Origin of the sequence: Actinophytocola oryzae, from assembly GCF_004364325.1 — a bacterium.
Taxonomy (GTDB): Bacteria; Actinomycetota; Actinomycetes; order Mycobacteriales; family Pseudonocardiaceae; genus Actinophytocola; species Actinophytocola oryzae.
The window spans coordinates 227114-253286 of the sequence record NZ_SOCP01000009.1; the positions used below are offsets into that span (position 1 = coordinate 227114).

17 protein-coding genes are annotated in these 26173 nt (G+C 73.7%); 6 read left to right on the forward strand and 11 right to left on the reverse strand.

The window, feature by feature from the left end:
* Positions 1 to 27 precede the first annotated feature (27 nt).
* Positions 28 to 1446, forward strand: coding sequence for an NDP-hexose 2,3-dehydratase family protein (locus CLV71_RS24750; RefSeq protein ID WP_133905240.1), 1419 nt, complete (start codon positions 28 to 30; stop codon positions 1444 to 1446).
* Positions 1443 to 2411, forward strand: coding sequence for a Gfo/Idh/MocA family protein (locus tag CLV71_RS24755; protein WP_133905241.1), 969 nt, complete (start codon positions 1443 to 1445; stop codon positions 2409 to 2411). The genes CLV71_RS24750 and CLV71_RS24755 overlap by 4 nt, the downstream gene beginning before the upstream one ends.
* Here the strand turns inward: CLV71_RS24755 and rfbH are convergent.
* The 4 genes from rfbH to CLV71_RS24775 are packed head-to-tail and all read right to left on the reverse strand — an operon-like array spanning position 2392 to position 6370.
* Positions 2392 to 3699 carry a lipopolysaccharide biosynthesis protein RfbH gene (rfbH, locus tag CLV71_RS24760; protein ID WP_133905242.1) on the reverse strand — a complete coding sequence of 436 codons (1308 nt, stop codon included), beginning with the start codon at positions 3697 to 3699 and terminating at the stop codon, positions 2392 to 2394. The genes CLV71_RS24755 and rfbH overlap by 20 nt on opposite strands.
* The gene (locus tag CLV71_RS24765; RefSeq protein WP_133905243.1) at positions 3692 to 4651 is read right to left on the reverse strand and encodes an NAD-dependent epimerase/dehydratase family protein; all 960 of its coding nucleotides are present in this window, start codon (positions 4649 to 4651) and stop codon (positions 3692 to 3694) included. Before CLV71_RS24765 ends, rfbH begins: the two co-directional genes overlap by 8 nt.
* A complete protein-coding gene (locus CLV71_RS24770) occupies positions 4651 to 5418 on the reverse strand; it encodes an ABC transporter permease (RefSeq protein WP_133905244.1) in 768 nt (255 codons plus the stop codon). Before CLV71_RS24770 ends, CLV71_RS24765 begins: the two co-directional genes overlap by 1 nt.
* A complete protein-coding gene (locus tag CLV71_RS24775; protein ID WP_133905245.1) occupies positions 5408 to 6370 on the reverse strand; it encodes an ATP-binding cassette domain-containing protein in 963 nt (320 codons plus the stop codon). The genes CLV71_RS24770 and CLV71_RS24775 overlap by 11 nt, the downstream gene beginning before the upstream one ends.
* Before the next feature lie 160 nt (positions 6371 to 6530).
* Between CLV71_RS24775 and CLV71_RS24780 the strand changes: the two genes are divergently transcribed.
* Complete coding sequence (locus tag CLV71_RS24780; RefSeq protein WP_133905246.1) at positions 6531 to 7844, forward strand: nucleotide sugar dehydrogenase; 1314 nt, start codon at positions 6531 to 6533, stop codon at positions 7842 to 7844.
* Positions 7841 to 8815 carry an NAD-dependent epimerase/dehydratase family protein gene (locus CLV71_RS24785; RefSeq protein WP_133905247.1) on the forward strand — a complete coding sequence of 325 codons (975 nt, stop codon included), beginning with the start codon at positions 7841 to 7843 and terminating at the stop codon, positions 8813 to 8815. The genes CLV71_RS24780 and CLV71_RS24785 overlap by 4 nt, the downstream gene beginning before the upstream one ends.
* Before the next feature lie 74 nt (positions 8816 to 8889).
* On the opposite strand, the gene CLV71_RS24790 is transcribed toward CLV71_RS24785, so the two are convergent.
* The 7 genes from CLV71_RS24790 to CLV71_RS24820 are packed head-to-tail and all read right to left on the reverse strand — an operon-like array spanning position 8890 to position 15844.
* Positions 8890 to 10245 carry a glycosyltransferase gene (locus CLV71_RS24790; protein WP_133905248.1) on the reverse strand — a complete coding sequence of 452 codons (1356 nt, stop codon included), beginning with the start codon at positions 10243 to 10245 and terminating at the stop codon, positions 8890 to 8892.
* Positions 10242 to 11297 (reverse strand): DegT/DnrJ/EryC1/StrS family aminotransferase, encoded by a 1056-nt coding sequence (locus CLV71_RS24795; RefSeq protein WP_133905249.1) that lies wholly within the window; start codon positions 11295 to 11297, stop codon positions 10242 to 10244. The genes CLV71_RS24790 and CLV71_RS24795 overlap by 4 nt, the downstream gene beginning before the upstream one ends.
* A 16-nt stretch (positions 11298 to 11313) precedes the next feature.
* Positions 11314 to 12399: an HAD-IIIC family phosphatase gene (locus CLV71_RS24800; protein WP_133905250.1), complete on the reverse strand. Its 1086-nt coding sequence runs from the start codon at positions 12397 to 12399 to the stop codon at positions 11314 to 11316.
* Positions 12396 to 13493 carry an acyl-CoA dehydrogenase family protein gene (locus CLV71_RS24805; RefSeq protein WP_133905251.1) on the reverse strand — a complete coding sequence of 366 codons (1098 nt, stop codon included), beginning with the start codon at positions 13491 to 13493 and terminating at the stop codon, positions 12396 to 12398. Before CLV71_RS24805 ends, CLV71_RS24800 begins: the two co-directional genes overlap by 4 nt.
* Positions 13486 to 13752 carry an acyl carrier protein gene (locus tag CLV71_RS24810; protein WP_133905252.1) on the reverse strand — a complete coding sequence of 89 codons (267 nt, stop codon included), beginning with the start codon at positions 13750 to 13752 and terminating at the stop codon, positions 13486 to 13488. The genes CLV71_RS24805 and CLV71_RS24810 overlap by 8 nt, the downstream gene beginning before the upstream one ends.
* Positions 13749 to 14597, reverse strand: coding sequence for a 3-hydroxyacyl-CoA dehydrogenase family protein (locus CLV71_RS24815; RefSeq protein ID WP_279588751.1), 849 nt, complete (start codon positions 14595 to 14597; stop codon positions 13749 to 13751). Before CLV71_RS24815 ends, CLV71_RS24810 begins: the two co-directional genes overlap by 4 nt.
* On the reverse strand, positions 14594 to 15844 hold the full coding sequence (locus CLV71_RS24820; RefSeq protein ID WP_133905253.1) for a glycosyltransferase: 1251 nt from the start codon (positions 15842 to 15844) through the stop codon (positions 14594 to 14596). The genes CLV71_RS24815 and CLV71_RS24820 overlap by 4 nt, the downstream gene beginning before the upstream one ends.
* Before the next feature lie 145 nt (positions 15845 to 15989).
* Between CLV71_RS24820 and CLV71_RS24825 the strand changes: the two genes are divergently transcribed.
* Entirely contained in the window at positions 15990 to 25004 is a 9015-nt protein-coding gene (locus CLV71_RS24825; RefSeq protein ID WP_243866685.1) for a type I polyketide synthase, read from the forward strand.
* A complete protein-coding gene (locus CLV71_RS24830; protein WP_133905254.1) occupies positions 25001 to 26158 on the forward strand; it encodes an acyl-CoA dehydrogenase family protein in 1158 nt (385 codons plus the stop codon). Before CLV71_RS24825 ends, CLV71_RS24830 begins: the two co-directional genes overlap by 4 nt.
* The last annotated feature ends 15 nt before the right edge of the window (positions 26159 to 26173 follow it).

The following is a 26173-nucleotide window of genomic DNA, read 5'->3' on the forward strand; positions in this document are numbered from 1 at the left end:
GCCACCCGCACCGAGGAGGAACCGCCCATGATGCCGGGACTGCGGCTGCCCGACCCGTTGCTCGCCAAGCGGATCGAGGAATCGGCCTGCGCACGCGACAGCGTCGTCCTGCCGACCGACCGGTTCGGCGACTGGCTCACCGAGCGGCGGCGCGCGCAGTGGCAGGAGGTCCGCCGGGTGCCGCTCACCGCGCTGCGCGGTTGGGACTTCGAGTCCGACACCGGCAACCTCGTGCACGCCAGCGGCCGCTTCTTCGCCGTGGAGGGCCTCGCGGTGCGCACCGACACCGGCCCGGTGCGGCGGTGGCGCCAGCCGATCGTGAACCAGCCCGAGATCGGCGTGCTCGGCATCGCCGTGCGTGAGATCGACGGCGTGCTGCACTGTCTGATGCAGGCCAAGGTGGAGCCGGGCAACGTCAACGGCGTGCAGCTCTCGCCGACGGTGCAGGCGACCAAGAGCAACTACACCGGCGTGCACGGCGGCGCCCCGGTGCCCTACCTCGAGCACTTCCGTGACGCGGAGCCGAGTGCGGTGATCGCCGACGTGCTCCAGTCCGAACAGGGCTCCTGGTTCTACCGCAAGCGAAACCGGAACATGGTCGTCGAGGTCGGGCCGGAGGTCGAGGCCGTCGACGGCTTCTGCTGGCTGACCCTCGGCCAGGTGCTCGACCTGCTGCGGGTGGACAACCTCGTCAGCATGGACGCCCGCACCGTGCTGTCCTGCGTGCCGCTCGGCTCCGGGGAACCCGACCGGGTCGGCGACGACTTCGCCTCGGCCCTCGCGCTGTCCGGCGACCCCGCCGCGGGCGGGCTGCACACGACCACCGAGGTGCTCAGCTGGATCACCGACATGCAGGCCCGCCGGGAGATGGACGCGCGCCGGGTGCCGCTCGACGAGGTCGACGGCTGGACCCGCGGCGACTGGTCGATCAGCCACGACAAGGGCCGGTTCTTCAGCGTGATCGGCGTCGACGTCGAGGCGGCGGGCCGGGAGGTGGCCGCGTGGCAGCAGCCGCTCATCCGTCCACACGGGACCGGGGTGGCCACGCTGCTCGTCCGCCGTTTCGGCGGCGTGCTGCACGCGTTGCTCAACGCCAGGGTGGAGGCCGGGTACCTCGACGTCGTCGAGCTGGCGCCGACCGTGCAGTGCACGCCGGGCAACTACGTCGACCTGCCACCCGGGAGCCTGCCGCCGTTCCTGGACATCGCGCGGGCGGCACGCGCCGACCAGGTCCGGTTCGACGCCGAGCTGTCCGAGGAGGGCGGCCGGTTCCACCACGCCCGCACCCGCTACGGCATCGTCGAGGTCGGCACGGGCGTGGCCGACACGGAGCCGCCCGACTACCGGTGGCTCACGCTCCACCAGCTCGCCGGCCTGCTCCAGCACAGCCACTACGTCAACGTGCAGGCCAGGACGCTCGTGGCCTGTCTGCTGGGCCTGCGATGAGCCTGCGGGTGGGGGTGCTGGGCTGCGCCGACATCGCCCTGCGCCGGATCGGGCCCGCGCTCGCCGCACTGCCCGAGACCACCGTCGCGGCCGTGGCCGGCCGGAGTCCCGGGCGGGCCGCGGAGTTCGCGCGGGCGTTCGACTGCGCGGCGACCGACTACAGCGGACTGCTCGCCCGCGACGACGTCGACGCGGTGTACCTCCCGCTGCCGCCCGGCCTGCACTTCACGTGGACCAGGGCGGCGTTGCTGGCGGGCAAGCACGTGCTGGTGGAGAAACCGCTGACGCCGACCTCCGCCGAGGCGCGGGAGCTGGCCGACCTCGCGCTGGCGCGTGGCCTGGTGCTGCGCGAGAACTTCATGTTCCTGCACCACCGCCAGCACCACGTGGTCCGCCAGGCAGTGCGCGACGGCGTACTCGGCGCGGTGCGGTCCCTGTCCGCGGAGTTCTCGATCCCGCCGAGGCCCGACGGCGACATCCGGTACGACCCCGCGCTCGCCGGCGGTGCGCTCGTGGACCTCGGCGGCTACCCGATCCGGCTGGCCCAGTACCTGCTCGGTGACGGGCTGACGGTTCTCGGTGCCGAGCTGACCACCGATCCCGACAGGGGCGTCGACCTGCGCGGGGTGGTCACGCTCGCGGGTGACGGGGTCACCGCGGACCTGCGCTTCCACCTCGGGGGCGCCTACACCAACGAGTACACCGTCGCCGGGGACCGCCGGTCGGTGCACGTCGCCCGCGCGTTCACCCCACCCGCCGACTTCGAACCCGAGCTGCGGCTGTCCGACGGCGAACGGCTCGTGGCCCCGGCCCAGGACCAGGTGCTTGCCGCCGTGGCCGCGTTCGCGTCCGCCTGTGCGGCACCGAACGCGCGGCGCGAGCGGGGTCGGCTCGCCCGGTCGGTGCGCACCACCGAACTGCTCGACGCCGTGCGCGGCGCGGGGCTCACCCCCGCGCCGAGGTGAACTCCCGGATCGTCCGTCCCATGTAGTCGATCATCTCGTCGGTGACGCCCGGGTAGCAGCCGATCCAGAACGTGCGGTCGACCACCGCGTCGCTGTTGGACAGGTCCCCGGCGACCCGGAAGTCCACGTCCTGGTAGGCGGGGTGGCGGGTCAGGTTGCCGCTGAACAGGAGCCGGGTGCGGATCTGTCTGTCCTCCAGGAAGAGCTGGAGGTCGCGGCGGGTGTAGGGGGCGGCGGGGTCGACGGAGAGCACGAAGCCGAACCAGCTCGGGTCGCTGCCGGGGGTCGCCTCCGGCAGGACCAGCCCCTTCGCACCGGTCAGCTCCGCACGCAGCCGTTCCCAGTTCTTGCGCCGCGCGTCGCCGAACTCGGTCAGCTTGGCCAGCTGTCGCAGGCCGAGGGCGGCCTGCAGGTCGGTCGACTTCAGGTTGTAGCCGACGTGGGAGAACGTGTACTTGTGGTCGTAGCCCTCCGGCAGTGAGCCCAGCTGCCAGCCGAACCGCTTGTGGCAGCGGTCGTCCTCGCCGGGCTCGCACCAGCAGTCGCGGCCCCAGTCCCGGTAGGACTCCACCAGGTGGGCCAGCTCGAGGTTGTCGGTGAGCACGCAGCCGCCCTCGCCCATGGTGATGTGGTGGGCCGGGTAGAAGCTCACCGTGCTCAGGTGGCCGAACGTGCCGGTGAGCCGGCCCTGGTACAGCGAGCCAACCGCGTCGCAGTTGTCCTCGACGAACCACAGGCCGTGCTCCTGCGCGAGCGCGGCGATCTCCGCGACCTCGAACGGGTTGCCGAGTGCGTGCGCGATGATGATCGCCCTCGTCTTCGGCCCGATCGCGGCGGCGACGCGGTCCGCGGTGGTGTTGTAGGTGCCGAGGTCGATGTCGACGAACACCGGCACCATCCCGTTCTGCACGACCGGGTTCACGGTCGTGGGGAACCCGGCCGCCACGGTGATCACCTCGTCGCCGGGGCGCAGCCGCCGGTCACCCAGCTCGCGGGCCCGCAGACACGACAGGGCGAGCAGGTTCGCCGACGAGCCGGAGTTCGTCAGGTGCGCCTTGCGCAGCCCGAGGTAACGCGCGAACCGGCGCTCGAAGCGGATCGAGTACGTTCCTGACGCGATCCGCATCTCCAGCGCCGCCTCCACCAGCGCCACCCGGTCCTCCGCGTCGAGCACGGCGCCCGAGGACAGGATCGGCGTGGTGCCGGGGACGAACGGCGCGCCGCCGGTGCGCTCGGTGTCCAGCTCGCGCACGAGGTCGAGGATCCGGGACTTGGTCCGGTCAGTCATCGAGGTTCGCCTTCCCTGCGGTGTTGAGGGGATGTGCGGCCGACGCCCAGATGGCGGCGAGGGTCTTCGGCAGCGGGGTGCGGGGCGCCCACCCGAGCAGGCGCCCGGCCCGGCGGAGGTCGGCGAGCTGCCACCCGGCGCCGGTCGCGCGCCGGGCTCCGGCGTGGCGGTCGACCCGGTAGGGGACGCCCGTGTGCTCGGCCAGCGCACACACCACCTCGGCCGTGGCCCTCGCGTGGCCCGAGCCGATGTTGACCACGTGCGGGCCCGGCGCGGGCAGGAGCGCGACGGCGGCGGCCACCACGGCGGCGGCCACGTCGCGGACGTCCACGTAGTCCCGGTACTGCTCCACGGCCAGCAGCCCGATCCGCGCGGTGTCCCGCTCGCGGTGTGCCCGCAGGAGTTCCGCCGCGGTACGGCCGAGGACGCTGGCGGTGTCCACGCCGGGCCCGATCGCGTTGAACACCCGCAGCACCACCACGTCCAGCCCCCGGTCGGCGGCCCGCAGCACCAGGCGGGTGCTCGCGAGCTTCGAGCGGGTGTAGGAGTCGAGCTGTCCGGTCGCCGTCGGGGCGTCCTCACGCAGTGCCGCGGGCGGTTCGACCGGCCCGTATTCCAGCGACGAGCCGAGGTGCACCAGCCGTGCGGGCCGGTCCGGGATCGCCGCGACGAGCTGGTCGGTCAGCTCTACATTGGACACCGCGTGCGCGGTGGCGGACGGTGTCCAGATGTGGCCCGCCGCGTTCACCACCACGTCCGGCGCCAACTCCGCGAGCACCTCGGTGAGCCGGGCACGCAGTGGCCAGGACCGGCCGAGGTCGGCGATCGCCACCTCGGCAGGCACCAGGTGCGGCCTGCGGGTGAGCGCGGTGACGGCGTGCCCGGCCGTGTGCAGCGCGGCCACCACCTGCGAACCGAGGAACCCGGTGCCGCCGAGCACGGCCGCGCGCATCAGACGTTCTCGCGGTGGAAGGTCCTGGTGCCCCACCACAGCGCGGCGGCGGCGAGGCCGAGCAGCAGCAGGCCGCCCGTGGCCGTCTCGGCGAGGGCGAAGTCGCCCCGGAACCCGGCGCGCCCGGTGTCCACGACGTGCGTGAGCGGGTTGACCGACGACGCGGTGACGAGCCAGTCCGGCGCGAGTCCGCTCGTGATCGGGATGAGGATGCCGGAGAGCAGCAACAGCGGCAGCAGCACGGTGTTGAGCAACCCGAGGAACGCGTCCTCGTCGCGCAGCCGCAACGCCAGTGCCTGCGACACCGACGAGAGGGTGACCGCCAGCAACGCGGCGACGGCCAGCACGAGCAGCACCCCGGCGAACGGCGCCCGCAGGTCGAACACCAGCACGGCCAGCAGGATGATCAGCACGGCCTGGACGAGCGTGTGGGTCGCGTTGGTCAGCACCTTGCCGAGCAGCAGCGCGATCCGGCTCGCCGGGGTGGTGCGCAGCCGTTCCAGCACGCCGCCCTCGAGGTCGGCGAGCAGCCCGAACCCGGTGAAGGAGCTGCTGAACAGGGCCAGCTGCACGATCAGCGCCGGGGTGAACACCACCCACGCCCCGCCCGGCGGGTAGCCGGGGATGGTGGCGGCGATCCGCTCGGTGAGCGGGCCGAACAGCAGCAGGTACAGGGCGGGCTGCGTGAGCCCGATCGCGATCCAGGCAGGCGTCCGCAGCGACGGCAGCAGCTCCATCCGGTACAGCAGCCCGATGTCACGCCACACTGTCGACCTCCACGGGCGACGCCTGGCCGGTCAGGGTGAGGAGCACGTCGTCGAGGGTCGGGTGGCGCACCTCGACCGACGTCGCGGTGACCCCGGCGGCGTCCAGTGCCCGGAGCAGCGGCGGCACCACGGTGTCGCCGTCGGGGACGCGGAACCGCACGCCGTCCCCGGTCTCGGTGACCTCCGTGGCACCGGCGAGCCCGGACACCACCCGCAGGGCCGCGCGCCGCTCGGTGCGCGGCACGCCGACGGTGAGCAGGTCGGCGGACACGCGTGCCTTCAGCTCGGCCGGGGTGCCCGCGGCGACCACCGTGCCGCGGTCCATGACGAACACCCGGTCGGCCAGCGTGTCGGCCTCCTCCAGGTAGTGCGTGGTGAGGAAGACCGTCATGCCGAGGTCGCCGCGCAGCGCGGCGATGTGTTTCCACAGGTTGGTCCTGCTCTGCGAGTCCAGCCCGGCGGTCGGCTCGTCGAGGAACACGAGCGGGGGCGCGTGCACGAGACCGAGCGCGAGGTCGAGCCTGCGGCGCTGACCGCCGGAGAGCGTCCTGCCGGGCCTGCGTTCCAGCCCGGCCAGCTCCAGGTCCGACAGCAGCCGTCCGGTGCGGGCGCGGGCCTCGGCCCTGCCGAGCCCGTACAGCCTGGCCTGCAGCTCGACCTGTTCGCCGACGCGGTGGTCCGGTGCGGAGCCGTGGCCCTGGGCGACCGAGCCGATCCTGGCGCGCACGCCGAGCGGGTCGGTCATCAGGTCGCGGCCCGCGACGACGGCGTGGCCGCCGCCGGGGCGCAGCAGTGTGGTCAGCATCCGCACGGTGGTCGTCTTCCCGGCGCCGTTGGGGCCGAGGAAGGCGGCGATCTCACCGGGCTCGACGTCGAGGTCCACGCCGCGCACGGCGTCCACCGGCCGGCCGCGCACGGTGAAGCCGCGCCGCAGCCCCCTGGCAGTGATCACGCCGGCTCCTCTCGGTCGGACTCCCGGCCCGACGCTAGGTCGCCGGAAACCGGGAAAACCCCGGACTTCTGGGCGTTCTCCCGACACCGGTCGTGTTGTCATGCCGTTCCAGCACCGGGAAAACCCGGCGTGAGGCACCCGAGTCCCAGTGAGGTTCGCCATGTCCTCGGAAGCACCCGCGCTCCGCCGGATCGGGATCGTCGGCCTTGGCTACGTCGGGCTGTCCCTCGCCGCGGCCCTGGCCCGCAAGGGATGTACGGTCCACGGCGCCGACACCGCCCCGGACGTGGTCGCCACCCTGGCGGAGGGCCGCTCGCACCTGTTCGAGCCCGGCGTCGGGGAGGCGCTCGCCGAGGAGGTCGGCACCCGCCTGTTCGTCGCCGACGAGCTGCCGACCGACGGTCTGGACGCGGCCGTGATCTGCGTGTCCACCCCGATCGACTCCGGCTCCCGCGAGCCGGTGCTCGGCAGCCTGCGTGCCGCGGCCGAGCACGTGGCCCGCACCTGCGGCCCGGACACCCTGGTCGTCGTGCGCAGCACGGTGCCGGTCGGCGCGTGCCGTTCGGTGGTGCTGCCGGTGCTGACGAGGGCGTGGGGCAGGGCGCGGCTGGTGATGGCTCCCGAGCGGACCATCCAGGGCCGGGCGATGGCCGAGCTGGCGTCGCTGCCACAGGTCGTCGGCGGTGTGGACGAGGAGTCGACGCGGCTGGGGTGCGCGTTGTTCTCGGTGCTGGGCACGCGGCTGATCCCCGTATCCGGGTTGGAGACCGCCGAGTTCGTGAAGCTCACCAACAACTGCCACATGGACGTCATGTACTCGTTCGGCAACGAGGTCGCGCTGCTCACCGACCGGCTCGGGCTCGACCCGCTGGAGGTGTTGCGGGCGACCAACCTCGACTACCCGAGGCAGGACATCGCGAAGCCTGGCTACGTCGGCGGCGGGTGCCTGTCGAAGGACCCGTACATCATGATGTCCAGTGCCCGCGGGGCAGGCCGCAAGCTGGGGTTGATCGGCGCGGCCCGCGCGGTGAACGAGGAGCTGCCGCTGCACGTGGCCGACCGGGTGGTCGAGCTGATGCGCCGTGCGGAGGTGAAGACGCTGCTGGTGCTCGGCTGGGCGTACAAGGGCACGCCGCCGACCGACGACATCCGCGGCACCCCGATCGCGGCGATGACGACCACGTTCTCGTCGGCCGGTCTGCGGGTGCTCGGGCACGACCCGTTGGTGCGTCCGGAGACCGTGCGTGCGCTGGGTGGCGAGCCGGTGGAGCTGGCGGAGGGTTTCGCGCAGGCGGACGCGGTGCTGGTGATCACCGACCACCCGGCCTACCGGGAGCTGGACATGAAGGCGCTGCTGGCGGACTCGGAGGTGCGGCTGGTCTACGACTCCTGGCGGGTGCTGGACGGCGCCGAGGTCACCGGTCTCGGTGTGCGGTACCACGGGCTCGGCTACGCGGCGGAGGTGTCGGCATGAGGTCGCTCGTGTTGGGAGGCGCCGGTTTCATCGGGGTGCACCTGTGCCGCAGGCTGCTCGCCGAGGGACACTCGGTGACCATCGTGGACAACTTCTCCCGTGGCCGTCACGACCCGGAGCTGGACGCGCTCGACGTGCCGGTGATCAACGCCGACCTGACCGACGCGGCCGCCTACGCCACGATCCCCCACGGGTGGGACCACATCTACCAGCTGGTGGCCGTGGTGGGCGTGCGGTACTTCGAGAACGAGCCCGCGCGGACGCTGCGGGTGAACACGTTGTCCGTGCTGCACATGCTGGACTGGCTGGAGGAGGGGTCGTCGGCGAAGGTGTTCTTCGCGTCGACGAGCGAGGCGTACGCGGGCGGGGTGTCGGCCGGTGTGGTGCCGGTGCCGACGCCGGAGACCGTGCCGCTGATGATCGAGGACATCACCGCGCCGCGCTGGGCGTACGGGGCGTCGAAGCTCCTCGGCGAGGCGGCGGTGATCCATCTCTGTGCGGCCAAGCGGGTGCGGCACGTGGTGGCGCGCTTCCACAACGTGTACGGGCCGCGCATGGGTGCCGCCCACGTGATCCCGGAACTGTCGCTGCGCGCCATCCGGGGGGAGAACCCGTTCACCGTGTACGGGGTGGACCAGCGGCGTGCGTTCTGTTACGTCGACGACGCGGTGGACGGCATCTACCGGGCCATGACCACGGACTCGCTGACGGGTGAGATCGTCCACATCGGCAACGACACGGACCACACCAACATCGGCGACCTGGCCGACCTGATCCTGAAGATCGCCGACTTCCAGCCGGAGCTGGTCCCCCTGCCCGCCCCGGCCGGCTCGGTCGCCCGCCGCTGCCCGGACATCACGAAACTACGCTCCCGCACGGGTTTCCGGCCTCGGGTCTCCCTGGAGGACGGCGTGCAGCGCACCTTCGAGTGGTACCGCGACGTGTGGCGCGCCAACCCCGGCACAGCCTGACCCCCGGCTCGGCCCCACTGCACTGAAGGACGCCTTCAGTACGCCGGGTGCACTGAAGGCGTCCTTCAGTGCGTTCAGACGGGGGTGGCGTGGGCGAGGATCAGGTCCGCTGCCCTGGCGACACCACCCAGTTCCCGCTGACGGGCCGACCAGTACCGGGCGCGCTCGGTGAACGACGGGTCGGACAGGACGCGGGTCAGCTTGTCCACCACGTCGTCGGCGTGCACGGTGTCGACGTCGTCCAGGGTGAGGCCCATGCCCGCGTCGTCGATGCGGTGGGCGATGTCGTGGCAGTCGATCCAGCCCGGCCGGGACACCATCGGCTTGCCGAAGTTGAGGCACTCGTGCATGCCGTTGCTGCCCGCGTGGGTGAAGAACACCTTCACGTTCGGGTGGGCCAGCACGTCGAACTGCGACGGCACCCAGTGCTCCACACGGACGTTGTCCGGCACCGCGACGTCACCCGGCCGCTGCTCCCACTGGTCCTTCGGGATCTTCCACAGCATCGCGTGCGGAGCGAGCCGTGCCGCCGCCGCCAGCATGGCGCCGATGCTCTGCGGCGACAGCCGGTTGATCGTGCCGAAGGCCAGGTACACCACCGACTCGTGGTCGTCCAGCCACGACCTCACCGACCGCTCTTCCGGCGCCTCCGGCAACTTCGGCGTGATCGAGCCGACCGAGACCACGTTCTCCGGCGCCGGGAACGGGTACTCCAGGTCAAGCGGCGTGTGGAACATGACCAGCGACGCCGCCTCGATCCGCGCACGCGGGTGCATGGCCTTCGCGTTGATGCCCATCGCCCTGGCCTGTTTGGCGTAGGCGATCGCCTTGCCGAACACGCCTGGCCGGAACATCACGGTCCGCATCCGGAACCTGAACCACGCGTTGGTGATCCGCTGCCCGCGGCTCATCTCCCTCGGCAGCCCCGAGTACGGCCACGGGTAGTCCTTCGGCAGCCACGGCTGGAGCACGAAGCTCGGCATCAGGCACGCCTCGACGACGAACGGGATCCCACGCGTCATGGCCAGGTCGATCGCGTACTGGGACAGGCAGTCGACCACGAGCAGCGACGGCCGCAGCCGCTCCACCTCGGCCTCGAGCCGCCTGTACCAGTCGATCTGGATGTCGATGTCCAGGTTGTGCCTGACGAACGCCTTGGCACTGCGCCACCGCGACGGCTGCGTGAACGACCGGAACGTCTCGTCGTCCCACGTGGACGGATCGGCGGGCGAGTCACCCGCCCCCAGCGACAGGTACTTCGCCCCGGTGCCCGCGGTGCGCTCGTCGAACTCCGGTCGGTAGCTCTCGGTGCCGACGAAGTACACCTCCGCGCCACGCCTGGCCACCTCCGCGGCGGTGACGATCATCGGGGTCATCCCGCTGTAGGGCGCGCCCGCGAACACGATCGGGCCGGGGACGTTGCTGTTCACGAGTTCCTCCCGTGGAAGGCGCGGACCCGGTCGATCACGCGGTCCTGCTCGGCGCGGGTCATGCCGTTGTAGGTGGGCAGGCACAGCCCCTCCGCCGCGAGACGCGCGGCGTTGAGCGACGGCCACCCCTGGTCGAGGTACATCGGCTGGCGGCTCATCGGCGGGAAGAACGGGCGCGTCTCCACCCCGTTCTCCGCCAGGAACGCACGCAGCTCGTCGCGCCGCGCCGACCGGACGTCGTACATCCACAGCACCTCGCGAGGCGGCATCGGCGTCAGCCCGGTGAGGTCGGCGAGTCCCTTGTCGTAGTAGCCGGCGATCTCCTCGCGCCTGGCCAGGAAATCGTCGATGCGTTCCAGCTGCGCCAGCGCCACCGCCGCCTGCAGCCCGGTCATCCGGTAGTTGTAGGCGAGCTTCCTGTGCAGGAAGTCGTGTTCCGGCCCGATCGCCATGCCACGCAGGTGCCGCATCTGCTCGGCGAGCCTCGGGTCGTCGGTGACGCACACCCCGCCCTCGCCCGCGGTGATGATCTTGTTGGCGTACAACGAGAAACACGCGACGTCGCCGACCACCGGCACGCCGTGCGCCTCGGCCGCGTCCTCGACGACCCGCAGGTTGTAGTCGAACGCCAACCGCATGACCGCGGCCATGTCGGCACGCCTGCCGTGCACGTGGACGGGCATGATCGCCTTGGTGCGCACGGTGATCGCGGCCTCGGCCAGCGACGGGTCGATCGTCAGGTCGTCGCGGACGTCGACGAACACCGGAGTCGCGCCGGTGTAGGTGACCGCCCACGCCGAGGCGACGAACGTGCACTCCGGCACGATCACCTCGTCACCCGGCCCGATGCCCATCGCCCGCAACGCCAGCACGAGCGCCGCGGTGCCGGACGAGCAGCTGACGCCGTGGGCACGGCCGCAGTACTCGGCGAACGCGCCCTCGAAGCGGCGCACGAACGGCCCCGCCGAGGAGATCCAGCCGCTCTCGATGACCTCGGTGAGGTAACGCAGCTCGGCAGGGCCCACCTCGGGGCGCGATGCCTGGATGGCCATGGGATCTCGCTTCCGATCAGGCGGAGTCGTGGACGCACAGCTCCGGCGCGGACAGCAGCATGGTCGACGGCTCGGGCCTGCGGTCGGGGACCAGGTGCAGGCGCTCGACGTCCGGCGCGTCGGCGAGCGCGGTCTCGCACGGGCACACGTCCTCGGCGAACCCGCTGAAGCGGTAGGCGATCTCCATGACCCGGTTGCGGTCGGTGCGCCGGAAGTCGGCGACGAGGTGCGTCCCGGCCCTGGCGGCCTGGTCGATGAGCCAGCCGAGGATCACCGACCCGGCGCCGAAGGACGTGACGCGGCACGAGGTCGCGAGCAGCCGCAGGTGCCACAGCCCGGGATGACGGCCGAGCAGCACCACGCCGACCGCACCGTGCGGGCCGAACCGGTCGGCCATCGTGGTGACGAGGACCTCCTGGTCCGGGTCGGCGAGCCGCTCGCGCAGGTCCGCGCCGGAGTAGTGCACGCCGGTGGCGTTCATCTGGCTGGTGCGCTGGGTCAGCTCGGCCACGCGGGCCAGGTCCGCCTCGGACGCCACGCGGATCTCCATGCGCATCCGCAGTGACCGCAGGAAGTCCTCGTCCGGTCCGGCGAACTCGTCGCGGGCGGCCACGCGCCGCACACCCGCCTGGTACATCCGGCGCCGCTGCCGGGAGTCCTCGGTGACCGTGTCCGGCGTGAACTCCGGCAGGGTCAGGAGGTCCGGCAGCATCTCCGCCGGATAGCAGCGCACGTCCGGCAGGTGGTAGGCGACCTCGGCACGCTCGGCGGGCTGGTCGTCGACGAAGGCGATGGTGTGGTGGGCGAACCCCAGCTCGTCGGCGATCTCGCGCACCGACGCCGACTTGGGCTGCCAGCCGATGCGCGGCAGCACGAAGTACTCGGCCACGCCGAGGGCCACCAGCCGGGACCACGCGTGCTCGGGGTCGTTCTTGCTGGCCACCGACTGCAGGATGCCCCGCTCGTCCAGCGCGACGATCGTGTCCCGGATCCGTCGGGGGAGCAGGACTTCGCCGTCCTCGAGGAGCGTGCCCTGCCACAGTGTGTTGTCCAGGTCCCAGACCAGGCACTTGACCGTGCCGACACCGACCGCGTCCGTCATCCCGTTCCCCCTCCCGAGAGGGCGTGCCTGGCCAGGAGGAGCTGGCAGATCTCGGTGCTGCCCTCGATGATCTCCATGAGCTTCGCGTCCCGGTAGGCCCTGGCCACGACGTGCCCGTCCCTGGCGGCGGCCGAGCCGAGGACCTGCACGGCACTGCTCGCGCCCCGGGTGGCGGCGGTGGCGGCGACGTTCTTGGCGAGCACCGCGGCCACGACGTGGTCGGGGGAGCCCGCGTCCAGGCGCTCGCTCGCGTGCTCGCACGCCAGGGTCGCGGTCCGTTCGGCCACGAGCAGCTCGGCGAGGTGCCGGGCGACGAGCTGGTGCTCGGCGAGCGGCACGCCGAACTGACCACGGCTCGCGGCGTGTGCCGAGGCGGCGGCCAGGCAGGCACGCAGGATGCCGACACAGCCCCAGGCCACCGACAGCCGCCCGTACCCGAGGGCGGCGGTGACGAGCAGCCGCGACGGTTGTCCGCCGCCACCGAGCACGGCCGTGGCGGGCAGGCGCACGTGGTCGAGGTGGACGTCGGCGTGTCCGGCCGCGCGGCAGCCGCTCGGGTTCTCCACGGGGCGGATCGACACGCCGGGGGCGTCGGCCGGCACCACGACGGCCGCGCCGCCATCGTCCTCGACACCGACCACCACGACCAGGTCGGCGTACCGGGCGGCCGTGGTCCACGTCTTGTGCCCGGTGACGACCACGTGGTCACCGTCGCGGCGGACCTCGGTGGTGATCGCGGACAGGTCGCTGCCCGCGCCGGGCTCGCTGAACGCGACCGCCGCCAGCGTCCCGGCGCACAGGCGCGGCAGGTGCTCGGCGCGTTGTGCGCGGTCGCCGAGCCGGGTGATCATGCCCGCGGCCATCGACTGCGAGGTCAGCACACTGCGCGTGGACCCGCAGTGTGCGCCGAGGGCCGCGGTGAACTCGCCTGCCCACCGGCTGGTGGCGCCCCGGCCGCCGTACCCGGCGGGCACCTCGGGGCAGAGCAGACCGGCGGCACCCAGCTCGCGCAGCACCTTCTCGGGCACCGCGCCCGCCAGGTCCCAGTCGTCGGCCTGCCCGGCGACGAGGTCCTCGACCAGCTGCTCAGTCATGCCCTGGTTCCTCGCGCAGCCTGATCACCAGGGCGGTCATCGACTCGATCGTGCGGAAGTTCCGCATCTTCAGGTCCGACCCGGTGATCGCGATGTCGAAGGTGCTCTCCAGGTGCACGACCAGCTCCATCGCGAACATGGACGACACGAGCCCGTCGGCGAACAGGTCCTTGTCCGGCGGGACGTCCTGGCCGAGCCGTGTCCTGAGGAACTCGGCGATCGGGCCGCTGACGCCGATCCCGTTCACGGTGTCGGTCACGACAGCACCTTTCCGTAGTCGTAGAAGCCCCGGCCGGACTTGCGGCCGTGGTGGCCGTCGGCGACCTTGGCCAGCAGCAGCTCACAGGGTGCGTACCTGGTCTCGCCGGTGCGGTCGGCGAGCACCCGCAGCGCGTCGGCGAGGTTGTCGAGGCCGATGAGGTCGGCGGTGCGCAGGGGACCGGTCGGGTGGCCCAGGCAGCCGCGCATCAGCTCGTCCACCTGCTCGACGGTCGCCGTGCCCGCCTGCACGAGCCGGGCCGCGTCGTTGATCATGGGGTGGAGCAGCCTGCTGGTGACGAAGCCGGGGGAGTCGTTGACCACGACCGACCGCCTGCCCATCCTCGCCAGCAGGACGGTCACCGCCCGCAGTGTCGGCTCGCTCGTGCGCGGGCCGCGGACCACCTCGGTGGTGCCGATCAGGTAGGTCGGGTTCATGAAGTGGGTGCCGATCACGTCCTCCGGGCGGGGGACCGCGCCGGCCAGCTCGTCGATCGGGATGCCGGAGGTGTTGGACACCAGCGGGGTGCCGGGCGAGACCAGGCCGGCGACCTCGGCGAGGAGCTTCGCCTTGCACTCGGCGTTCTCGGTGACGGCCTCGATGACGACCTCGGCACCCGCGACCGACGTGAGGTCGGTGGTCGTGCGTGCGGTGGCGACGGGCGTGTCGGCGGGAAGGGCACCCATGAGCTGACCGTGGCGCAGGGCGGTGCGGATGCCCGTCGCGGCACGGTCGAGGATCGCGGTGTCGAGGTCGACCAGGGTCACGGGCAGCCCGTGGCCGAGGGCCAACGCGGCGATGTTCACGCCCATGGTGCCCGCACCGACCAGGACGAGCCCACTCACGCCACGGCCTCCGTGCGTGCGTGCCAGCGCTCGACCAGGTCGGCGGCGGTGGCCAGGCCGGTCTCCTCGGCCATGAGGACGCCGAGCTCGACGGCGCGGTCGCGCAGCCGGTGGTCGCCCAGCGCGATGGCGACCGACGCGGTCAGCGACTCCTCGGTGAGCGCGGTCAGCGGCACCGGCGGCCCGCTCACCCCGAGCGCGTGCATCCTGGCCGCCCAGAACGGGTTGTCGAACACGGCGGGGATCGCCACCTGCGGGATGCCCGCCCGCAGCGCGGCACCCGCCGTGCCGCAGCCGCCGTGGTGCACGACCGCGGCGCAGAGCGGCATCAACGCGCCGTAGTCGACCTCGGTGGTGCGGAACGCGTCGGACGGCAGGCCCCGTTCCGGCCCGCCGACCACCAGCAGCGGCAGCCCGGCCGCGCGGGCGGCACCCAGCGCGAGGTCGACGGTCCGGTCGCCGTCGTGCACCGGCCAGGTGCTGCCGAGGGTGAGCAGCAGCGGCGCCCCCCGGTCGAGGAAGGCCGCCAACTCCGGGTCGGGTGTCCACTCGGGACGGTCGTAGAACCAGTACCCGGTGATGTGCGCGAGGTCGGGCCAGTCCGCCGGCTTCGGGACGACCGCCCGGCTGAACGGATACAGGACCGGTCGGTCCCGGCCAAGCTCGGCGAGCCGGGACCTCCCGCGCAGCGCGGGCCGGCCGGTCGCCTTGAGGTACTTGTTGGCCATCCAGGCCTGCGAGGTCCACTGGAAGGTGTCGAAGAACCAGTGGGTGAGCCCGTTGTAGGCGCCGCCGAACCTCGGCTTCGCCTGGTAGGCGGGAAACTCCCTGGTGCGGTTGGCGGGGATCCACGACACCGAGCACCACGGCTTGTCGCCGACGAACCCGGCGATGTGCGTGACCGGCGCGGTGACGACGAGGTCGGCGTCGGCGGTGGCCTGTGCCATGCCGGTGAACATGGTGACGATCTCGTCGTCGGTCGGCGGCGTGACCGACCGCACGGTCCGCACGAACGACGGTCCCTTGCGGATCGCCGCGTTCATGCCCGGCTGCGTGAACAGGTCCTCGCGCATCCCCGACGGCGGCTCCACCGGGCGGAAGTCGAGCCCGGCACCGGCGACCAGGCCCGCGAAGGACGGCGCGGTGCCGATGGCGACGTCGTGTCCCCGCGCACGCAACGTCACGCCGAGCGCCACCAGCGGCTGCACGTCGCCTCTGGTGCCGAAGGTCAGCATCGTGAGTCTCATGGCCACCTTCCCGGGAGCACGGGGGTACGGCCCAGACGGTAGGAGGGCAGGTCTGGGGAAAGCCCTAGGAAGCCGTGCCTGCGCGGCGGCCCGGCTGGGTGAGACTGGAGCGCGCCCACCGCCCGCGAACGCCGGGAGCCGCGCCGTGACCGCATCCGAGGTCCCATCCCAGAACGCCGTCGCCGTAGTGGGGATGGCGTGCCGGTTGCCGTCCGCGCCGGACCCGGAGGCGTACTGGCGGCTGCTCCGCGCCGGCGGCGACGCGATCGGCGAGCACCCCGACCGGGGTGTCGGCGGGTTCCTCGACAGCGTCGCCGACTTCGACGCGCACTTCTTCGGCATCTCGCCACGCGAGGCGGCGGCCATGGACCCGCAGCAGCGCCTGGCGCTGGAGCTGGGCTGGGAGGCACTGGAGGACGCCGGGCTGGCCGCGGCACGGTTGCGCGGCACCGAGGTCGGCGTGTTCCTGGGTGCGATGGCCGACGACTACGCGGTGCTGACCCGTCGCGGGGGAGTGTTCGGCGCGCACACGCTCACGGGCGTGAGCCGGGCCGCCGCGGCGAACCGGCTGTCGCACTTCCTCGGGCTCACGGGCCCGTCCCTGGCGGTCGACACCGGGCAGTCGTCGTCGCTGGTCGCGGTGCACCTGGCGGCGGCGAGCCTGCGCGCGGGGGAGTGCGGGGTGGCGCTGGCCGGTGGGGTGCAGCTCAACCTGACCGACGACGGAACCCGGGTGGTGGCCCGTTTCGGGGCGCTGTCGCCGGATGCGCGCTGCTTCACCTTCGACGCCCGTGCCAACGGGTACGTGCGGGGCGAGGGCGGCGGCGTCGTGGTGCTCAAGACGCTGGCGCTGGCACGAGCCGACGGCGACCGGGTCCTGGCGGTGCTCGAGGGCAGCGCGGTGAACAACGACGGGCCCGCGGAGGGGCTGACGGTACCGAGCGCCCGCGCGCAGGCCGCGCTGGCTCGCGTGGCGTGTGCACGGGCGGGGGTCGCGCCTGCCGACGTCGGCTACGTCGAGCTGCACGGCACCGGCACGAAGGTCGGCGACCCGGTGGAGGCCGCCGCACTCGGTGCGGTCTACGGTGCCGACCGGCCGGTGCCGCTGCTGGTGGGCTCGGCGAAGACGAACGTGGGACACCTGGAGGGCGCGGCCGGGATCACGGGCCTGCTGCGTGCGGTCCTCGGGCTACGGCACGGGATCGTCCCCCCGAGCCTGAACTTCACGAACCCGAACCCGGCCATCCGCTTCGACGAGTGGAACCTGAGGGTCGCCACCACGGCGACCCCGTGGCCCCCCGCCGCCGACGGCAGGCTGCTCGCCGGGGTCTCCGCCTTCGGGGTCACCGGCACCAACTGCCACGTCGTCCTCTCGGCAGGCGACCCGGTGCCGGAGGTGGTCGCCGCGCCGCCCGCGTCGACGGGGCGGGCCGACCATCCCGTGTCGGCCGCCGACGTGGCGACGTCGGTCACCGGGCCGGTGCCGTGGGTGGTCACCGCGCGGACGCCGACCGCGTTGCGGGCACAGGCAGAACGCGTCGCCGGGCACCTCTCCGACCATCCCGCCTCGCCCGCCGACGTGGCCCACTCCCTGGCCTCGCGCTCCGCGCTGCCCCACCGCGCGGTCGTGGTCGGCGCCGACAACGCCGACCTGCTCGCCGGGCTCCGGGCCGTCGCCGCCGGGTTGCCCGCACCCGGCGTGACCACCGGCGTCGCGCAGGATCCCGGGCCCGGGCCGGTGTTCGTCTTTCCCGGGCAGGGCGCGCAGTGGGCCGGGATGGCCGTCGAGCTGCTCGACACCTCGCCCCAGTTCCGTGCCCGGCTCACGGAGTGTGCCGAGGCACTCGCGCCCTTCGTGGCGTGGTCGCTCGTCGACGTGTTGCGTGGTGGCACGTTCGAGCGGGTCGACGTGGTCCAGCCCGCGCTCTGGGCGGTCATGGTGTCGCTCGCCGAGGTCTGGCGGTCCTTCGGCGTGGTGCCTGCCGCCGTGGTCGGGCACAGCCAGGGGGAGATCGCCGCCGCCGTCGTCTCCGGTGGACTGTCGCTCGTGGACGGCGCGCGGGTGGTCGCGCTCCGCAGCGGGCTGATCGCGCGGACCCTCGCCGGGGACGGCGGCATGGTGTCCGTCGCCCTGCCCGAGGCGCAGGTCCGCGAGCGGCTCGCGCCCTGGTGCGGGCGGCTCGTCGTCGGGGCCGTCAACGGGCCTGCGTCGGTCGTCGTCACCGGGGACGCCGCCGCCGTCGGCGAGCTGGTCGAGTCCTGGCGGAACACCGGGCGCGTGCGGCGGGTCGACGTCGACTACGCCTCGCACTCGCCCATGGTCGAACGGCTGCGCGACCGGCTCGGTGAGCTGCTCGACCCGATCACCCCGCACCGACCCGACGTCCCCTTCTTCTCAACGGTCGCCGGCACGAACGGCCACACCCCGGTACTGGACGCCGGGTACTGGTACCGCAACCTGCGCGGCACCGTGGAGTTCCACCACGCCGTCGAACGCCTCCTCGCCGCCGGACACCGCCACTTCGTCGAGGTGAGCCCGCATCCCGTGCTCACCGGCAGCGTGCGTGACGCCGCGGGCGGCCGGGTGGTCGCGGTCGGCACCACCAAGCGCGGCGACGGCGGCCTCGCCAGGGTGCTCGGCTCCGCGGCCGAGCTGGCCACCACCGGCCTCGATCCCGACTGGTCGGCCTGCTTTCCCGGCGCGACAAGGGTTTCGCTGCCCACCTACGCCTTCCAGCGTGAGCGTTACTGGCTCGACGACGCCCCGGTGTCGGCGCCCGCGGCCACCGACGTGCCGACCGACCCGCTCCGCCTGGTGCTCGCCGAGTGCGCCGCCGTCCTCGGCTACCGCGACATCGACCGGGTCGAGCCCGACGTTCCGTTGCGCGGCCAGGGTTTCGACTCCCAGATGCTCGTCGAGCTGACCGCCCGGCTGGCCCGCTCCACCGGCCGCCCCCTCACCACCGCGGAGCTGTTCGACCACCCGACCCCCGCGCGGCTCGCCGCCCACCTGACCGGCACGGCCCCCGACGACACCCCGGCACTCACGGCTGCTCCCGACGAACCGCTCGCGATCGTCGGCATGGCCTGCCGCTACCCCGGCGGCGCCGGCACCCCCGAGGACCTGTGGCGGCTCGTGTCCGAGGGCGTCGACGCGACCGGCCCCATGCCCGCCGACCGCGGCTGGAGCGCGGCGGTCACCGGCACCGGGCGGCTCGGCGGCTTCCTGCCGGACGCGGCCCGCTTCGACGCGGAGTTCTTCGGCATCTCCCCACGCGAGGCCGCCGCGATGGACCCGCAGCAGCGCCTCGCGCTGGAGGTGTGCTGGGAGGCCGTCGAACGGGCCGGCGTCGCCCCACCGGACCTGCGCGGCACCCGGACCGGCGTCTACCTCGGCGCCATGGCCCAGGACTACGGCCCCCCACTGCACCGCACGTCCGGTGAGGTGGAAGGCCTCGCGCTGACCGGCACCACCCCCAGCGTGCTCTCCGGCCGCGTCGCCTACACCCTCGGCCTCGCCGGCCCCGCGGTCACCGTCGACACCGCCTGCTCCTCCTCCCTCGTCGCCCTGCACCTCGCCGGGCAGGCACTCCGGTCCGGCGACTGCGACCTCGCACTGGCAGGCGGCGTCACCGTGATGTCCGAGCCTGGGCTGTTCGTGGAGTTCGCCAAGCAGGGCGGGCTCTCGCGGGACGGTCGGTGCAGGCCGTTCGCCCGCGCGGCCGACGGCACCGGCTGGGCCGAAGGCGCCGGGGTCCTGGTCGTCGAGCGGCTCGCCGACGCCCTGCGCAACGGGCACCCCGTCCTCGCCGTCGTGCGGGGCACCGCCGTGAACTCCGACGGCGCGTCCAACGGCCTCACCGCGCCGAGCGGCACCGCCCAGCGCGCGGTCATCGGCCAGGCGCTCGTCCGCGCGGGTCTCGCACCGTCCGACGTGGACGTCGTCGAGGCACACGGCACGGGCACCCGCCTCGGCGACCCCGTCGAGGCGAACGCGTTGCTGGCGACCTACGGCCAGGACCGGGACGTGCCGCTGCTGCTGGGTTCGGTCAAGTCGAACCTCGGGCACACCCAGGCCGCCGCCGGGGTGGCCGGGGTGATCAAGATGGTGCACGCGATGCGCCACGGCGTGGTCCCCGCGACCCTGCACGTCGACGCCCCGTCCGCCGAGGTGGACTGGTCGGCCGGTGCGGTGGAGCTGGTCACCGAGCCGGTGCCGTGGCCGGACGCGGACCGGCCGCGCCGGGCAGGCGTGTCGTCCTTCGGCATCAGCGGCACCAACGCCCACGTCGTGCTGGAACACGTGCCGGAACCGGAACCCGAGCCCGAGACGGACACCGGCCGGGTGTTGCCGTGGGTGCTGTCCGCCCGCACCCCCGAGGCGCTCGCCGAGCAGGCCGCCCGGCTCACGGCCACCCCCGGCTCCCGGGCCGGGATCGGCCTGTCGCTCGCCACCACCCGCGCCCACCACGACCACCGGGCCGTCGTGCTGACCGACGCGGCACTGGCCGCGCTGGCCGACGGAGAACCGGCCGACGGGCTCGTGCGGGACACCGCCGTCGGCGCGCCCCGCACCGCGTTCGTGTTCGCGGGCCAGGGTGCCCAGCGACCCGGCATGGGCCGCGAACTGGCCGCCGCCCACCCGGTGTTCGCCGACGCGCTCGCCGAGGTCTGCGCCCGCCTCGACACCCACCTCGACCAGCCGCCGCTGCTGGACGTCGTGTTCGGGACGGACCCCGACCGGCTCGCCGCCACCCGGAACGCGCAGCCCGCGCTGTTCGCCGTGGAGGTGGCTCTGGCCCGGCTGCTGGACTCCTGGGGGGTGCGGCCGGACGTGCTGCTCGGCCACTCCGTCGGCGAGGTCGCCGCCGCGCACCTGGCCGGGGTGCTGTCGCTCGCGGACGCGTGCACGCTCGTCGTGGCCCGCGGCGCCCTGATGGGGGCGCTCCCGTCCGGCGGCGCGATGGTCGCCGCGCAGGCGGGCGAGGACGAGGTGGCGCCGGTGCTCGTGCCCGGCCGGGTCGTGGTGGCCTCGGTCAACGGCGCCCGCTCGGTGGTGCTCTCGGGCGTCGAGCACGACGTGCTCGCCGCGGCGGCGCACCTGGCCCGACGCGGCCACCGCACGAAACGCCTGCGCGTCACCCACGCCTTCCACTCCCCGCTGATGGAACCGATGCTGGCGCCCTTCCGCGAGGTCGTCGCCGGACTGGCCCCGACCGCACCACGCCTGCCGCTCGTCTCCACGCTCACCGGCGCCCCGGTCGACGCCGCGACCGTCACCGACCCCGAGTACTGGGTCCGGCAGGTACGCGAGCCGGTCCGGTTCGCCGACGCGCTGCGGGCGGCACACGCCACCGCCGTGGTCGAGGTCGGCCCGGACGGCTCGCTGTCGTCGGTGGTCGACGACGACACCCTCGTGGTCGTGCCTGCGCTGCGGTCCGGTCGAGGCGAGGACCCCGCGCTGGCCGAGGCCGTCTCCCGACTCCACGCCCACGGTGTCACGGTCGACTGGGCCGCGTTCTTCGCGGGCACCGGAGCCCACCGCGTCGACCTGCCGACCACCGCCTTCCGCGGACAGCGGTACTGGACCGCCGCCCCGGCCGCGGACGTCGCCGCCGCGGGCATGGACACCCCCGACCACCCGCTGCTCGGCGCCGCGGTCGACCTCCCCGACGACGGTGGCGCCGTGCTCACCGGCCGGCTTTCGACCGCGACCCACCCGTGGCTGGCCGACCACGTGATCGACGGCGCCGTGCTCGTCCCCGGGACCGTGCTCGTCGACCTGGCGCTGCGAGCCGGTGACCAGGTCGGCGCACCAAGCCTCGTGGAACTGACGATCGAGACCCCGCTCGTGCTCACCGGGCACGACACCGTGCCGCTGCGGGTCGCGGTGGCGGCGGACGACGACGGCACCCGCGCCGTGACCGTCCACTCGCGACAGTCCGGCGACTGGGTGTGCCACGCCCGCGGTCTCGTCACCACGACAGGCGAACCCCCCGCGGCACCGGGGGAGTGGCCGCCACGCGACGCGGAACCCGTGCCACTGGACGGTTTCTACCCCGCACTCGGCGCCGACGGCTTCGGCTACGGCCCGGCGTTCCTCGGTCTGCGCGCGGCCTGGCGGCGGGCGGGCGAGGTGTTCGCCGAGGTCGAGCTGCCCGGCGACGCCGACCGGTTCGGCCTGCACCCGGCGCTGCTCGACGCCGCCCTGCACGCCACCGCGCTCCTGTCCGACCCACCACGCCTGGCCGGGCTCCCGTTCGCGTTCACCGGCGTCCGGCTCCACGCCGCCGGGGCCGGCGCGCTGCGGGTGCGGGTGCGGGACCTGGGCGGCGGCACGGTCGCGCTGAGCGCCACCGACCCGGCCGGGACCCCGGTCGTCACCGTCGACAGCCTCGCCCTGCGGCCCGCGCGGGCACCCGGGCCCGATCCCGCGGCCCTGTTCCGGCTGGAGTGGACCGAGGTGGCGGCCCGGCCTGCGCCCGTGGACGCGGTGCTCGTCGGCGACGACCCGTTCGGGCTGCCGGTGACCGCCCAGTACCCGGACGTCGAGGCGCTCGGCAAGGCCATGGCCACCGGCGAGTGCGCCACCGGGCTCGCCGTGCTGCCCGTGCTCGGCGCCGACGTCGACCGCGTGCTCGCGGAGCTGCAGGAATGGCAGCGACTCGACCCGCCGAGCGGGGTGCGGCTCGCGGTGGTCACCAGCGGTGCCGTGGCCGCGGACCCCGGGGACACCGTCGAGGACGCCGCGGCGGCCGCCGCCTGGGGGCTGGTGCGGGCCGCGCAGCTGGAGGACCCCGACCGCTACCTGCTCATCGACCTCGACGACCCGGACCGGCTGCTGGTCTCCGACGAGCCGCAGCTGGCCGTGCGGCGCGGTGTCGCCCGCGCGCCCCGGCTGGCCAGGACGAACGGGGACGACGTGCTCACCCCGCCCGCCGGGAGCTGGCGGCTGGCCACCACCGCGCCGGGCACCCTCGCCGCGCTGGCGCTGGTGCCCGCCGACGCACCCGCGCCGGGTCCGCGCGAGGTGCGGGTCGCGGTGCGGGCCGCCGGGCTGAACTTCCGCGACGTGCTGACCGCGCTGGACATGTATCCCGGCGAGCCCGGCCCGCTGGGCATCGAGGCCGCGGGCACCGTGCTCGACGTCGGCGCCGAGGTGACCGACCTGGCGCCGGGCGACCGGGTCGTCGGCGTGGTCGCGGGCGGCTTCGGCACCGCCGTCACCACCGACCGGCGGCTGCTCACCCGGGTCCCGCGCGACTGGACGTGGGTCCAGGCCGCGGCCACACCGATCGCGAACCTCACCGCCTACCACGCGCTCGCCGGCCTGGCCCGGCTCCGGCCGGGGGAGAAGGTGCTGATCCACGCCGCCGCGGGCGGGGTCGGTACGGCCGCCGTGCGCATCGCCCAGCACCTCGGCGCCCACGTCTACGCCACCGCGAGCGAGGGCAAGCGTGACGCGGTGCGCCGCCTCGGCGTGCCCGACGAGCGGATCGCCTCCTCCCGCACCCTGGACTTCGCCGAGGTCTTCCCCAGGGTCGACGTCGTGCTCAACTCGCTGGCAGGCGAGTTCGTCGACGCCTCCCTCCGCCTGCTCGCCCCCGGCGGGCGGTTCGTCGAGCTGGGCAAGGCCGACCTGCGCACCACCGTGCCGGTCGGGCTCGAGTACACCGCCTTCGACCTGCTCGACCTGCCCCCCGACCGGATGGCGGCGCTGCTCGCGATACTCGACGAGCTGGTCGCCGCACGCGTCGCCATCCCACCGCCGACGACCACCTGGGACGTGCGGCGCGCGCCGGAGGCGTTCCGGTTCGTCAGCCAGGGCCGCCACGTCGGCAAGGTGGTGCTGACCGTGCCGCCCGCGTGGCACCCCGACGGCACGGTCCTGATCACGGGTGGCACCGGCGGCCTGGGCCTGCTGCTCGCCGGGCACCTGGCCGAGCGGCACGCCGTCCGCCACCTGCTGCTGACCGGTCGGCGCGGCGTCGCCGACCCGGACGCGCTGGCGCGGCTGCGTGACCTCGGGGTGGAGGTGACCGTGGCCGCCTGCGACGCCGGGGACCCCGGCGCGGTCGCCGACCTGGTGGCCGACCTCCCAGCCGCGCACCCGCTCACCGCCGTCGTGCACGCCGCCGGAGTCCTCGACGACGGCGTGATCCCGGCACTCACCCCGGACCGGCTCGCCCGAGCGCTGCGGCCGAAGGTGGCGGGCGCGCACTCGCTGTGGACCGCCACCCGTGGGCTCGACCTCGCCGCGGTGGTCGCGTTCTCCTCCCTCGTCGGCACCCTGGGTGCCGCGGGTCAGGCCGGTTACGCGGCGGCCAACGCCCATCTCGACGCCGTGATCCGGCAGTGGCGGGCCACCGGCGTCCCCGCGCAGACCCTCGCCTGGGGCCCGTGGGAACGCACCGGCGGGATGACCGAGGGCCTGTCCGACACCGACCTCGCCCGCCTCACCCGCTACACCCCGCCGATGTCGCCCGAGCACGCGCTCGCGTTGTTCGACGCCGCCATCGCCGGAGCCGACCCCGCGCCCGTGCCCACCCGCCTCGACCCGGCCGCGGTGACCGCGACCGACCCGCCCGCCGTCCGCGCACTCGGCCGCACCGTCCGCCCCGCCGCGACCGCCACCCGCGCCAGGGGCGTCGGGTTCGCCGAGCGGCTGCGGGACCTCGGACCCGACGAACGAGCCGACGCCACGCTGGAGCTGGTCCGCCGGGAGGCCGCCGCCGTGCTCGGGCTGCCCGGCCCGGACCGGGTGCCTGCCGAGAGATCCTTCCGCGACACGGGATTCGACTCCCTGACCGGGGTCGAGCTGCGCAACCGGCTCACCTCGGCCACCGGCACCCGGCTCTCGCCGACCGCGGTGTTCGACCACCCGACCCCCGCCGCACTCGCCGGACAGCTGCTGGCCGGGCTCGGCCTGACCCCGGTCGCCGAGCGCGCGGAGATCCTGGTCCAGCTCGACCGGCTCGACGCACTGTGCTCGCCGGGCGCCCCCGATCCTGAGCTGCACGAACAGGTCGCGCTGCGCCTCGAGCTGCTGCGCACCCGCTGGGGCCGCCCCGCCGAGGCGGGCGCGGAGAGTCTCGACTTCGACCTCGCGAGCGACAACGAGGTCTTCGACCTGCTGGACAACGAACTGGGCCTGGCATGACGACCGGCGACCTGGCCGCAGCGGCACGCGAGTTCGCCGCCGCCGAGCTGACCGACCACCGCTACTTCGACGGGCTGCCGGACGTGCCGATGCCGCAGTCGAAGGCACTGGCGCAGGCCGGGCTCGCCAACTGGTGGGTGCCCACCGAGTACGGCGGCGCGGGCGTGAGCCTGGTGTCCGGTGTGGACATCGTGTCCGAGCTGTCCTACGGGGACGCCGGGTTCGCGTTCACGTCCTACCTGTCGATCCTCGGCGCCACGATGCTGCACCTCTACGGGACCGACGAGCTGCGCACGCGCCTGCTCACCGAGCTGGCGCGCGGCGGCGGGGTGTGTGCGACGCTCGCCAGCGAGGAGGCGGCGGGCAGCGAGCTGGGCCGCACCGGGACCACCAGCACCCGCCGCGGCGGCGCCGTGATCGTCAACGGGGACAAGTACTTCGCCACCAACACCGACCTCGCGGAGTTCCTCGTCGTGGTGACCCGCGCCGCGGAGGACGACCTCGACTACCGCACCGTCGTGATCCCGCGCGACACCCCGGGTATCAGGGTGGTCCGCCGCTGGGACGTGATCGGCATGCGTGGCTCGGCGACCTACGAGGTGCGGCTGCGCAACTGCCGGGTGCCCGCCGAGAACGTGTTGCGCGGCAACGGGATCCGCGTACTGGAGGCCGGGCTCAACGCGAGCCGGATCCTCATCGCCACGACGTCGGTCGGCCTGGCGAGACGCGTGCGGGACGAGGCGATGGCCTACGCCGAGCACAAGGTCGTCAAGGGCGCCCCGCTGACCGAGAACGCCGTCTTCGCCGCCAAGCTCGGCCAGATCGAGATGCACGTCGAGGTCATGCGCAACCAGTGCCTCGCGGCGGCGGCCGAGTTCGACCGGATGATGGCCGGTCCGGACCCGGCCGGGGAGTTCCTGCGTGCCGGCAGCACCCGGTCCGCGCTGGCCGCGAAGATGATCTGCGGCCAGTCCGGGTGGGCGGTCGCGGGCATCGGCTCCGAGCTGTTCGGTGGCCTCGGCTACACCCACGAGCACGTGATCGGCAAGCTCACCCGCGAGCTGCGCTGGACGAGCCTGGTCGAGGGCGGTGACGACGTGATGCGTGACCTCCTCTACACCCGTTACGTGGTCCCGCCGGCCAAACGCCGTTGAGCACTAGGGATTTCC

What these genes read in the sequence shown, in the direction of transcription:
- CLV71_RS24750 (WP_133905240.1), top strand. Translation starts at nt 28, where the DNA reads ATGATGCCGGGACTGCGGCTGCCCGACCCGTTGCTCGCCAAGCGGATC.
- CLV71_RS24755 (WP_133905241.1), top strand. Translation starts at nt 1,443, where the DNA reads ATGAGCCTGCGGGTGGGGGTGCTGGGCTGCGCCGACATCGCCCTGCGC.
- rfbH (WP_133905242.1), bottom strand. Translation starts at nt 3,699, where the DNA reads ATGACTGACCGGACCAAGTCCCGGATCCTCGACCTCGTGCGCGAGCTG.
- CLV71_RS24765 (WP_133905243.1), bottom strand. Translation starts at nt 4,651, where the DNA reads ATGCGCGCGGCCGTGCTCGGCGGCACCGGGTTCCTCGGTTCGCAGGTG.
- CLV71_RS24780 (WP_133905246.1), top strand. Translation starts at nt 6,531, where the DNA reads ATGTCCTCGGAAGCACCCGCGCTCCGCCGGATCGGGATCGTCGGCCTT.
- CLV71_RS24785 (WP_133905247.1), top strand. Translation starts at nt 7,841, where the DNA reads ATGAGGTCGCTCGTGTTGGGAGGCGCCGGTTTCATCGGGGTGCACCTG.
- CLV71_RS24795 (WP_133905249.1), bottom strand. Translation starts at nt 11,297, where the DNA reads ATGGCCATCCAGGCATCGCGCCCCGAGGTGGGCCCTGCCGAGCTGCGT.
- CLV71_RS24800 (WP_133905250.1), bottom strand. Translation starts at nt 12,399, where the DNA reads ATGACGGACGCGGTCGGTGTCGGCACGGTCAAGTGCCTGGTCTGGGAC.
- CLV71_RS24805 (WP_133905251.1), bottom strand. Translation starts at nt 13,493, where the DNA reads ATGACTGAGCAGCTGGTCGAGGACCTCGTCGCCGGGCAGGCCGACGAC.
- CLV71_RS24820 (WP_133905253.1), bottom strand. Translation starts at nt 15,844, where the DNA reads ATGAGACTCACGATGCTGACCTTCGGCACCAGAGGCGACGTGCAGCCG.
- CLV71_RS24830 (WP_133905254.1), top strand. Translation starts at nt 25,001, where the DNA reads ATGACGACCGGCGACCTGGCCGCAGCGGCACGCGAGTTCGCCGCCGCC.